Source organism: Acetobacterium wieringae (assembly GCF_026646375.1).
GTDB classification, from domain to species: Bacteria; Bacillota; Clostridia; order Eubacteriales; family Eubacteriaceae; genus Acetobacterium; species Acetobacterium wieringae_A.
The window spans coordinates 15,636-26,915 of sequence record NZ_JAIPPU010000004.1 but is presented as its reverse complement, the minus strand read 5'-3'; the positions used below and the strand labels follow the sequence as shown (position 1 = coordinate 26,915).

Here is an 11,280-nt window from a genome sequence, read left to right as displayed (position 1 = left end):
TTCTGAAGTGGCGTAAATCAACAAGGTCTAACAAACAGGCTACATGGGCAAGGTATTTATCAATTATAGGAGGAAAGCTATGGCAACTTTTTTTACCAATGATCATGTTGAATTGTATTATGAGGTAAAGGGTACAGGAAGCCCCTTACTGATGATTCCCGGATGGACGTGTACAACCCAGTTTTTTAAAAAGAACAGCGATGTTCTGGCCAAAGATTTTCAGGTTATTTTACTGGATTTCCGGGGACATGGCGAATCGGAAAAGGTCTTACACAGTCACCGGATCTCCCGCTATGCCATGGATGTCAAAGAATTGCTGGATCAACTCGATGTAAAGGATGTCACCGTGTTGGGGTGGTCCATGGGGGTTGCAGTACTGTGGAGCTATCTGGAATTATTTGGTAACCATCGGGTGAGCAAACTGATTTGTATTGACCAGGCACCACTCCAGTATACGGGGCCAGATTGGGTTTGGGGACAGAATGGTTGTTATGATGTGGAAATGTTTATTCGAACCTGCTGTGCCATCGAATATGCACCGCGTGAAAGTGCCGAAGGTCTGGCTTTTGGCTGTCTCTACCATCAACCGACACCGGAAGAAGTAAAATTTATCGCCGATGAAATATCAAAATGCCCACCGAAGGTGCGAATTGAGATTATGCGGGATCATACCAACTTAGATTGGCGGGATTTGTTGCCATTGATCAATCTCCCCACCCTGGTGTGCGTGGCCCGACACAGTGCAGTTTTTGACTGGCAGGGTAGTGCTTATGTTGCTGAGCAGATTCCCGAAGCACAACTGGTGTTTTTTGAAGATTCCGGTCATATGCTTTTCTGGGAAGAAGCCGAGAAATTCAACCAAGTCGTTGCCGATTTTATCAAAGCCTAAAATACAGTGTCAACAATAGCATGGGTTGTTGCTTTACCCATGCTATTGTTTTTAATACCCAAGAAAACGAATTGAAAGGAGAACCCAAATGAAAATCGTGATTGCTCCGGATTCCTTCAAAGGATCATTATCAGCCACTGCAGTTTGTGACATTGTCGGAGATGCGATTCTAAAAATTATGCCAACGGCTGAGATTGTGAAGATACCCATTTCTGATGGTGGGGAGGGGCTGGTAGAAGTACTGGTCAGGCACCAATCTGGTGAAATGATCGCAATAAAAACAAAAGATCCTTTAGCTAGAGAAATAACAGCGACCTACGGAATTCTCCACGACGGGGTGGCAGTTATTGAAATGTCGGCCGCTTCTGGTCTGCCACTGCTTGCTGATGACGAACGCAATCCGTTAAAAACAAGTACCTATGGCACCGGAGAAATGATTGCTGATGCCATTAAGCGAGGCTGTCGTAAGATCATTCTGGGTTTAGGGGGCAGTGCCACCAATGATGGCGGATTGGGTGTTGCCAGTGCTCTGGGGGTACGTTTTTATGATCAGGAGATGGAACTGATAGAACCAATTGGTAAAAATTTATGTCGGGTGAAAACAGTTGATACCAGTAAAGCCGAGATCTTATTAAAGGGAGTGGAGATTACCATTGCCTGTGATGTAAAAAATGTGCTTTGCGGCCATCAGGGAGCAGCGGCAGTCTATGGACCTCAAAAAGGTGCCAACCCTGATATGGTGATTTTTCTGGATCAGGGCCTCAAGGCTTTTGGTCAGCTGCTGGAGACGAAGACGGCGACGAAGCTGATCCAATTAGAGGGGATCGGTGCGGCCGGTGGGATGGCCTTGCCGTTGGTCGCTTTCTTCAATGCTCAGCTAAAACCTGGTCTGGAGATTGTATTTGATGAAATTGGTTTTGATTCTGCAATTAGCGGGGCAGATATGATTATTACCGGTGAAGGGAAAACCGATGCGCAAAGTGTGATGGGCAAGGTAATTTCTGGGGTCGGAAAACACGGGAAAAACCAGAATATTCCCGTTGTGGTGATCTCCGGCGCTTTGGATACAGGATATGAAGCCATCTATCAGTCTGGTGTGGTGGCAGCTTTTGCCCTCTTTAGCAATGATCGGGGGTTAGCTTGGCACATGGAGAATGCGGCTGAATTATTGGAGCAACGCATTTGTGATCTTTTTCGTTTTCTGGCGATAATTTGCATGATCCCACAAAATTCACGGCAGAACAAAAGGAGTGGTTAGATGTTGGATAAAAAAATAGCACAAAAAATAGCCGATGAGGTGATGAACACCTTGGGTTACAACATCAATGTTATGAATAAGAATGCCATTATTATCGGGAGCGGTTTACCGGAGCGACTGGGCACCTTTCATGAAACTGCGATGTTTGCCATCCGTAATTCCGTTACCTGTGAAGTCACCGAAGAGGAATCAAAGCTACTTCAAGGGGTAAAACCAGGGATTAATATGCCGATTGTGAATAAAGCCGGTGATGTTATCGGGGTGGTGGGAATAACCGGCGATCCGGATGAGGTACGCAACATTGGCAAACTGGTGAAAATGACTGCTGAACTGATCATTGAACAGCAGGAAACGATGAATCTCTTCTATACCCACCGTAACGACAAGGAAATATTCTTAAATACCTTAATCAGCGAGCAAAGAGCCATCAGTGAAGAAGAAATAACGGATTGGGGCGAGCGCATCGGTTATAATATGGAAAGTAATCGAGTGGCGGTCATTTTGAGTTTTGCTGTGGATTATCAAAAGTCTGAAGAAAGCATGCTTGAAAAAATCCTTAACCAGATCAAGCAGTCAGACAGTCATTTAAAAAATGACATCTCATCTGTGATGTCCGGTGGTTTTATTTTAGTATTTAAAAGCCTTAAAAAAACCGAACCCTGGGAAATCGAGAAAACCATCAAAAAATATTTAGATAATTCAATCACGAGTGAAGATGCCAAAAATATGCAGTGTTTTGTGGGTAGCTACTATCTGGGGATCAAGGGCTATGTGAAATCTTATGCCGATGCCTATGGAATGTATCGCAGTGGTGTCTATAAAAAAGATCAACATGTTTATTTTTCACATCAGCACTATTTCTGGCGGCTCTATAATCAATTGGACATGGAAACTTACGCTTTGGCGGTGGAACCGTATATAAAAAAAATACAGAAATATTTCGGAAAAGGTACGGATGAAGCGATGTTGACCATGCGCAAAATAATTGAACATCACTTTCATTTTGATTTAGTGGCGGGGGATTTGTTTATCCATAAAAATACGGTCATTTTTAGAAAAAAGAAAATGGAGGAGTGTCTGGGATTTCCGATCAAATGTGGCAGTGATGACAATCTTTTATTTATGATAATTCTTAATCATTATGAAAAATTAAAAAAAATTAAAGATCAGCCAATCAGGTAAAATTTTGCAGATATTATGGAATTGTAACTAAAAATATGATATTATAGTGACAAATAATATTTGAAAGAGGAATAAAATTGGACGACGTACCGTTATATGAGACAAAAACGAAAACTCAATGTATCAAGCCAGTCACAGTGATGACTGATGGATCTGTTTACTGGGAGGAATCTTAGTCAATGGATAACAGTGTGATAGGTTTTATAATTGTTCTGGGGGTGATGTTGCTGATGTCGGCATATTTTTCGGCGACAGAAACGGCATTTACATCCCTTAATCGTATTCGCATTAAGAATCTGGCAAAGGATGGTAATAAGCGCGCAGCACAAGTACTGGCGCTTTCTGATCGCTATGATGCGTTATTATCAACGATTCTGATTGGTAATAACATCGTTAATATCGCCTCGGCTTCAATTGCCACAGTGGTGTTTGTTCAGTATTTTGGCAATGCCGGCGTAACCATTTCTACCGCAGTAATGACGGTACTGGTGCTGATTTTCGGCGAAATTTCGCCCAAAAGTCTGGCCAAAGATTCACCGGAAAGTTTTGCGATGTTTTCAGTCCCCTTTATCCGTTTGCTGATGTTTCTTTTAACACCGGTCAATTTTCTTTTTTCGCAGTGGAAGAGAATGCTGGATCGATTGTTTAAGGTTAGCAACGAACGCAGTATGACGGAAGAAGAACTACTGACAATTGTCGAGGAAGCCGAAAATGATGGCGGTATCGATCTCCAGGACGGCGAACTGATTCGTAGTGCCATCGAATTTAATGACCTGGACGTGGATGACATCTTGACGCATCGGGTCGATGTCGTTGCGATTGATATGGATAACCCTAAGGAAGATATTGCCAAAATCTTTTTTGATACCGGCTTTTCCCGGTTGCCGGTTTATCAGGGCACCATTGATCAGATTATCGGTTTTATCAGTTATAAGGATTTTACCCATTACGTCGCCAATGGCAAAAGTAGTTTGGAGGAAATTATCAGTCCGGTGGTTTTTATTACCCCAAACATGAAAATTTCCAAGCTACTGACTTTGCTCCAACAGAAAAAATGCCACATAGCGGTGGTATCCGATGAATACGGTGGAACTGCCGGGATTGTTACCCTGGAAGATGTTATTGAAGAACTGGTGGGCGAAATCTGGGACGAACATGATGAGGTCATTGATGAATTTGTAAAAATTTCTGATTATGAGTACCGGATTCTGGGCAAGGCCAACCTCGGAAAAATGTTCGATCTTTTTGATATGAAAGATGAATTTGATGTGATTACCGTTGGCGGTTGGATTGTCGAATTTCTTGATCGGGTTCCGAATGTTGGCGAAAGCTTTGAGTTTGAAAATTTGGGCTTTACCATTACCCAGGCGGACGAACGGCATGTGATCGAAATTGTCGCAGTCAAACATGAGATGATTGATGTAGAAGAAAAATAGCGTGTGCAAAAATAAAAAAATACGTCTGACAGACAAAAAACTGTCAGGCGTATTTTCATGTCAGGCCATAATACCGTCAACGGTATCAATAAAAGTGTCCACAAAGCTGTTGCGCTGATCATTGCTGAGTTGTTGATGCATCAGCAGGTACAGATAATCTTCAAAGGTTTGAACCAGTAGTTGATTGACCAGGCGGTATTTTTCGAGGATCACCGGATCTTTGTTAAAGCTCAATTCCCAGGTATCCTTCATATAAGAAAAAATATGATTCGTCATGTCCCGCATCATCCCGGACAGCATTGCGACCCGGGGGTTTTGATAATCGGTATCCGCCTCATAGGTAGAGTGCGGTGAAATATTGAGTCGCCCTTGCTCTTGCAGGGCTTTATAGGATGCGCTACCCTGAAGAATAATCATGTGATGATAGAGGACATTGACGCTGATCTCCAGTTTTTCCAGTAGGTTGTTTCGCATTAAAAAGTCGTAGTTGACTTTCAGATCTTCCAGAGTCGAGTCGGGCTCAAACATAATAAAACCGACGCTGGGTTCGATTCCGTATTTTCGCAAAATTCGCAGGGCTTGTTCATTATCTTCAACGGTCGTCAGCTTATTCAGGCGTTTAAGAGCTTCATCCCGTCCGCTTTCCAAACCGATCAGGATGTGTTTAAGACCCGCATCTACTAAAGCTTTGATGGTTTCGTCTTCGATATCGTTGGCTCTGGCTTCAATCCCAAAATTGATCTGACGTTCTTTTAAGAGACGGGCCAGCTTCAAAACGCGTTCTTTACCAGCTCGTCCCGGGCCGTAGAAATTGGGATCCATAAAATAAAAGTAACGAATATCGGTTTCTTTAAGCACCGCATCGATTTCAGCGATGATATTTTCCGGACTGCGACCCCGCCACTTTCGTTTGGTATCGCCATAGTAAGGGTTTATATAACAGAATGTACAGCCACCATAGCAGCCCCGGCTACCGGAGATATTGACCTCACCAAACGAATAGGAACCCACGCTACGCAGGGGAAAAGGCAAGGCATCGATATCGATAACCACCTCGCCCCGGGTGGCGACAATGCCGTTTACGCTGCGGATGGCCATTCCCGAATCAGGAATGGCGGGATAGTTTTTGGCCAGCGTTAAAAAGGTCAGTTCCGCTTCTCCCAACACGGCGGAATCAATGGCCGGGCAGCGGTTAAGGATTTCTTCATAGGCAAAGGTTGGATAAAAACCATAGACACAAATATGGGCAATGCCATAGGTCTGTTTGACGTGTTCGATAAACTGGTACAGGGTCTGATTGTCCTTCCAATGATACACCAGATGAATCCCTAAAATTGTCGGTAGTTGGGCTGCAATTTGTGCTTCAATGGCCGGATAATCCAGATGTTCGAGATAGGCATCCACAATGGTTATGGGAATATTGTTCGCAGCTAGCATGCCGCCGATGTAGCCGGTGTTGAGACAGGCGGACAGGGGGGCATTGGCGATATCATTACAGCGATCAGCGCTGATGGAACGGGGATGTTCGAGTAGGATGACGTTCATGAGGTGACCTCCTGCCACATAAAGATATTTTTTTTAGTGTGATAGATTTCCAGTTCATACCGGGCCCGGTCATAGGGTGCCGGATTGTAGTAAGTAGGGTAGAGCAGATCGGTTTCTGGAGTGATTACGCCGAGATCGAGGGCCTGTTGCGCTACCCTGGTGCCTGGTAAAATCCGAATATTATTAAGGACGATGGTACCCAGGGTTTTGGAAGCGTGATGGATTTTATAAATCGAATCGATCAGTTCTTTAGCTTCTTGCTGGGTGGCAGCAGTATCGCCAGGTGTATTGACCAAAAAATGATAAACGGTGACGACGCCGCTGCTCGCCAGAACCTGGGCGGCATCCAGAATATCCTGAACCTTCATGTTTTTATCCAGAGCATCCAGCGCAGTCTGGCTGAGGCCATCGGGGGACAGGGAAAAACATTCACAGCCGGATTGGGTATAGAGGGCGACGTTTTCCTCGGTTAACAGGTTCTCCCGGAAAAAGCCGCTCCAGTTGATCGGGAGACCCCGCCGGATAATTTCGGCACAGATCGAATCAAGATGATCGACAGGAATATTAACCACTGAATCGGTGAAGTGAATTCGGGTGACACCGTAAGTTTCATAAAGAAACTGGATTTCGTCAACCACCGCTACGGGCGTGCGGCAGCGCATTTTCGTACCCTGCAGCAGCGGATAGGAACAATAGCCGCAGCAAAAACAGCAGCCCCGTTTGGTTTCCACGCCAACACTTTCGACATATTTGTTAACGGTGAGGTAGGGTCGGGGATCCAGTAGATTGCGGTTGGGCATCAGATAATCCGTCATATCATAATCGCCGACTGGTGGGACAACGATCACCGCTTCCTTTTCTCGATAGCAAAGCCCGGGTAGCCGGGGCGGATTGTTAAGGTTATTAAGTAACGGGACGATGATATTTTCGGCTTCACCAGTAACTCCGAAATCAATTTCCGGGTAGTCCTGCATCAGGCGTTCCGGGAACAACGAAAAACCAGTACCACCTGCTAAGATTCTGGCAGTGGGTGCGTAGCGTTTAATCACCGCCAGGGTTACGGCAAAGCCGGGAATCAGCGATGAGGTTTTATTGCCCAAAGGATCGATGTTACGCAAAGAGAGACAGACTACATCCGGCTGTACGCGATCCAGCTGCTGCCGCAGATCCCCATAGGGATCGAGGGCCATATTCATGTCAAAAAGCGTTAGCACGTGATCGGTACAGCGTTCAACCTGGGAGGCTAAAACGACGATTCCAATCGGATAAACCCGCTCGATGTCGATGCCCTCCATTGAAAGGGCCTGGATGAAAAGTATTTTCATGAGTTCTCCTTGGTTTGAGGATTAGGGTAATAATTAGTTAGAACAAAGGTGATCCAGTGCCGACTGGGATCGGGCGGCAAAGATCAGGGCCGTGTCAGTAGTTAGTGGTAGCAATGGTGAGGTGACCAAATCGTGCTTTTCCAATTCAGCAATCACCCAGGCTCCGGAAAAAACTTTGCCGTTGTAGGTGTTTAAAAACATGTTGATATCGCTTAGATGTGCTTTGACAGGGTGGTGTTCATTAAAAAAATCATGAATCAGCATGATACCGTCATCGCTCAAGTGGTTGGCTGCGGTTTTTAAGACCTGCTCATTTTCAGTTTCGGCGTAGGCATGAACAATATTTGAAAGAATAATCAGCTGATATTTCTGAGTAAGTCCCCATTCTGGTTCCAGAATATTGGTGGCATGATAGCAAACCCGATCAGAAAAAGTGGTGGGCTCAACAAGTTTTTGAGTCTGGGGCAGCATCTGTTTGATATCTAACAGGGTTGCTTCGGTATCCGGGAAAGCATCCAAAAAGGCCAGCGCCATGGCCCCGGAACCGGTTCCCACATCCAGAATAGCACCGCTTAGTTCTGTAAAAAAGGCGGTACAATCCCGGGCTTTAAGTTTGGCGACATTGTCCATAGCCCGGATATAGTTGGCCCGGCGCCGGTTCAGTTCAGCCTCGCTGATATCTTCCGGTAAAAAATTAACCCGACCGCCGGCAGACAGCGAGGCTTTGAGGGTATTCCAGTCATCGCGCAGGTTTTTTCGCCACAGAATTGAGTCACCCTGATAAAGAGGGTTATCTTTCAGTAGATATTCTTTGGTAATCAATTGGTTATAGTAAATATTTTGGTGTTGTCCCAGCAAGCCAAGGCTTTTTAAAAGTGCCAGGTATCGTTCCAGGGCGCTTTCGTTGGCGCCAAGTTTGGGGGCGAGCTCAGCGAGACTGGCACCCCGGATTCCGAAATCATCGATGGTCTGAAAAAGATCCATTTCCAGCGCCGTGAACAGGGCATCGGAAACCCAGTAGGCCGTGGCCAGGTCTTCCAGATACTGACCGCCGTTGGTCTTAGGATCATATCCCTTCATGACCATTGGTTACTCCGGCATCGGCAAAGGTTAAGACATCACCAATCACCCGGGCAGAAGATTCCACCAGATGCATGGCTACCGCTGCCCCGGTGCCTTCACCCAGGCGGAAATTAAGGTTAAGCAGCGGTCTGAGCCCCAGGGCCTGCCACATCAGCTGATGACCCGGTTCTTCACTCTGATGGGAGGGGATCATGTAATCCAGCGCCTGAGGGCAGAGGGCCTTGGCAATCAGTGCGCCAGCGGTGGAAATAAAGCCGTCCACCAGGACTGGTACCTGTTTGAAGGCGGCACCCAGAATCACTCCGGCAATCCCGGCAATCTCGAAGCCGCCGACTTTGGCGAGGACATCGATGGGGTCGGTTTTGTCGGGCTGATGGCGGTTAATCGATTCCCGGATCACTTTGATCTTATTAATCAGAGCGGCGTTATCAATCCCGGTGCCTCGGCCGGTGACGGATGAAACCGGATACTCGGCCATGACGGCCAGGATTGCAGCACTGGGCGTGGTGTTGCCGATACCCATATCGCCGGTGGCCAAAAGGTTAATTCCCTGCTCTTCAATGACCTGCGTAGCCACGTTGATTCCGGCTTCCAGAGCGGCGATGGCTTGCTCCCGTGTCATTGCCGGTTCGTGGTAAAAATTCTTGGTGCCATGAGCGATTTTGCAGTCGATGATCGCACCTTGCTTAACCAGCTCGGGCATATCCACGGCGACACCCATGTCGACGACAATCACTTCGGCTCCAGAGGCTTTGGCCAGAATGTTAATGCCAGCACCGCCTTTGACAAAGTTTTGTACCATCTGGGGGGTAACCTCCTGGGGAAAGGCGGAAACGCCTTCAGCCACAACGCCGTGATCTCCGGCCATGGTGATGACCATTTTTTTATCAACGTTGGGGCGGATGGTCCGCTGAATCCCGGCCAGTTGTTCAGCTACGACCAGTAGCTGACCGAGACTCCAGGGTGGAATGGCCAATTGTTCAATATGATCCCGGGCCGCCTGCTGCCACTTGGGATCAGCTGGTTCGGTGTTATCGATGACGTGTTTTAAAGAATATTTGGTTTTGATCATGGTACTTATCCCTTCTCTATGATATTAATTATAATGCAACGGTTTTCGGGAGGTCACGGACCGTCCCTACAGTCTGATGATTTAAATCGGGTGCGGTGTCTTTAGTGCACTAACAATCTGATAAACAATAATGAGACATCACTTTTAGCAACATAGTGATATATCCGTTCGTAGAGGCGAACTGTGTTCGCCCGCACCCGGGTGGTTTATGCGATTCCGAAAAATTCAGCTGCCACATCGGCTGGACATTTGCTGTCGGCGCAAACGGCGCAGCCGTGGGATGGCGTTTGGGCTGCCAGGGCGGCAATCAGATTTGCCTGGTTAATGGCGTTTTTGATCTGTTCTTCCTGATTGCGGGCAACTCGAGCCCGGGACATCGCCAGATCGCGGTTCCAGGCGGCTTTACCACGTTTTAAAACATTGGCGGCATTGGCGGCGATCCGGGTGGTTTCAACGCCGATCCGGACATCATCTTCAGTGGGCAGACCCAGATGTTCGGCCGGCGTCAGATAACAAAGAAAATCAGCCCCGTGCATACCGGCAAAGGCCCCGCCGATGGCACCGGAGATGTTGTCATAACCGGGAGCCACATCAGTGGCCAGGAAGCCCAGAATATAGTAGGGGACATCATAGCAAAGCCGTTTTTGCAGCAGCATCGCAGCAGAAATATGGTTTAAGGGGACATGGCCAGGCCCTTCGACCATCACCTGAACGCCGGCGGCCAGGGCCCGCTTGGTCAGTTCGCCAGCGACCATCAGGCCCCGCAGATGGGCCTGATCGAGGGAGTCGGCGTTGGCGCCGGGCCGAATCGCATCGCCGATGCTTAAGACCGTATCGGTGGCTTTAAGAATTTCCAGCAACCGGTCAAACTGTTCATAAAGTGGGTTTTCTTTATCATTATGGAACATCCAGCCAGTCAGCAGCGAACCGCCCCGGCTGCAGATATCGGCCACCCGACCGGTTTTTTTCAATATTTTGAGAAGATCCATATTTAAGGCCGAGTGCACGGCCATAAAATCCATCCCGGCCTGGCACTGTTTTTCCACCACTTCAAACAAGTCGTCGGCGGTCATATTGATCATCAAGCCCCGTTTTTCAGCCGCTTCCTTGGCCGCCTGATACACCGGAACACAGCCGGCGGCAATGTTGGAATTGGTTAAACTCAAGGTTCGCATCGTGTCGATATCAGCACCCATGCTTAAATCCATAAAGCCGTGAGCACCGGCGTCTTCGATAATTTTTAGTTTTTTGACTTCCATTTCCATATCATCGCGGTCGCCTGAGGTGCCCATCAGGCCATTGACTTTGACATCCAGACCGCCACCGATACCACAGATTTTTGAACGGTTGCGCAATTTGTTTTTTGGAATGACAATCCGGCCAGCGGCCACTCCATCGCGGATAAATTCCGGGGTGAAGCCTTCGTTTCTCGCCACCATTTCCATTTCTTCGGTAATTTTACCTGCCCGGGCTTTTAACATTTGGGTCAT

The 11,280-nt window shown here is 47.2% G+C and carries 9 protein-coding genes; 4 read left to right on the top strand and 5 right to left on the bottom strand.

Features of this window, described 5'->3' with window-relative positions:
• Positions 1–79: 79 nt before the first annotated feature.
• From Q7P33_RS04920 to Q7P33_RS04905, 4 genes are all read left to right on the top strand, one after another.
• Positions 80–889 (top strand): alpha/beta fold hydrolase, encoded by an 810-nt coding sequence (locus Q7P33_RS04920; protein ID WP_303867938.1) that lies wholly within the window; start codon positions 80–82, stop codon positions 887–889.
• 88 nt (positions 890–977) lie between these two features.
• Positions 978–2,147: a glycerate kinase gene (locus Q7P33_RS04915; protein WP_303867936.1), complete on the top strand. Its 1,170-nt coding sequence runs from the start codon at positions 978–980 to the stop codon at positions 2,145–2,147.
• Complete coding sequence (locus Q7P33_RS04910; RefSeq protein ID WP_303867933.1) at positions 2,148–3,329, top strand: sugar diacid recognition domain-containing protein; 1,182 nt, start codon at positions 2,148–2,150, stop codon at positions 3,327–3,329. It abuts the gene before it with no gap.
• A gap of 179 nt (positions 3,330–3,508) precedes the next feature.
• A complete protein-coding gene (locus tag Q7P33_RS04905) occupies positions 3,509–4,765 on the top strand; it encodes an HlyC/CorC family transporter (protein WP_303867931.1) in 1,257 nt (418 codons plus the stop codon).
• Positions 4,766–4,825: 60 nt separating this feature from the next.
• On the opposite strand, the gene Q7P33_RS04900 is transcribed toward Q7P33_RS04905, so the two are convergent.
• From Q7P33_RS04900 to bzaB, 5 genes are all read right to left on the bottom strand, one after another.
• A complete protein-coding gene (locus tag Q7P33_RS04900; RefSeq protein WP_303867929.1) occupies positions 4,826–6,310 on the bottom strand; it encodes a radical SAM protein in 1,485 nt (494 codons plus the stop codon).
• Complete coding sequence (gene bzaD / locus Q7P33_RS04895) at positions 6,307–7,635, bottom strand: B12 lower ligand biosynthesis radical SAM protein BzaD (protein WP_303867927.1); 1,329 nt, start codon at positions 7,633–7,635, stop codon at positions 6,307–6,309. Before bzaD ends, Q7P33_RS04900 begins: the two co-directional genes overlap by 4 nt.
• 33 nt (positions 7,636–7,668) lie before the next feature.
• On the bottom strand, positions 7,669–8,721 hold the full coding sequence (locus Q7P33_RS04890) for a class I SAM-dependent methyltransferase (RefSeq protein ID WP_303867924.1): 1,053 nt from the start codon (positions 8,719–8,721) through the stop codon (positions 7,669–7,671).
• Positions 8,702–9,790: a nicotinate-nucleotide--dimethylbenzimidazole phosphoribosyltransferase gene (gene cobT, locus Q7P33_RS04885; RefSeq protein ID WP_303867922.1), complete on the bottom strand. Its 1,089-nt coding sequence runs from the start codon at positions 9,788–9,790 to the stop codon at positions 8,702–8,704. Before cobT ends, Q7P33_RS04890 begins: the two co-directional genes overlap by 20 nt.
• 206 nt (positions 9,791–9,996) lie before the next feature.
• Positions 9,997–11,280, bottom strand: coding sequence for a B12 lower ligand biosynthesis ThiC-like protein BzaB (bzaB, locus tag Q7P33_RS04880; protein WP_303867919.1), 1,284 nt, complete (start codon positions 11,278–11,280; stop codon positions 9,997–9,999).

Coding starts and splice junctions, on each gene's coding strand:
- Q7P33_RS04915 (WP_303867936.1), top strand. CDS start 978: ATGAAAATCGTGATTGCTCCGGATTCCTTCAAAGGATCATTATCAGCC.
- Q7P33_RS04910 (WP_303867933.1), top strand. CDS start 2,148: ATGTTGGATAAAAAAATAGCACAAAAAATAGCCGATGAGGTGATGAAC.
- cobT (WP_303867922.1), bottom strand. CDS start 9,790: ATGATCAAAACCAAATATTCTTTAAAACACGTCATCGATAACACCGAA.
- bzaB (WP_303867919.1), bottom strand. CDS start 11,280: ATGACCCAAATGTTAAAAGCCCGGGCAGGTAAAATTACCGAAGAAATG.
- bzaD (WP_303867927.1), bottom strand. CDS start 7,635: ATGAAAATACTTTTCATCCAGGCCCTTTCAATGGAGGGCATCGACATC.
- Q7P33_RS04905 (WP_303867931.1), top strand. CDS start 3,509: ATGGATAACAGTGTGATAGGTTTTATAATTGTTCTGGGGGTGATGTTG.
- Q7P33_RS04900 (WP_303867929.1), bottom strand. CDS start 6,310: ATGAACGTCATCCTACTCGAACATCCCCGTTCCATCAGCGCTGATCGC.
- Q7P33_RS04920 (WP_303867938.1), top strand. CDS start 80: ATGGCAACTTTTTTTACCAATGATCATGTTGAATTGTATTATGAGGTA.
- Q7P33_RS04890 (WP_303867924.1), bottom strand. CDS start 8,721: ATGGTCATGAAGGGATATGATCCTAAGACCAACGGCGGTCAGTATCTG.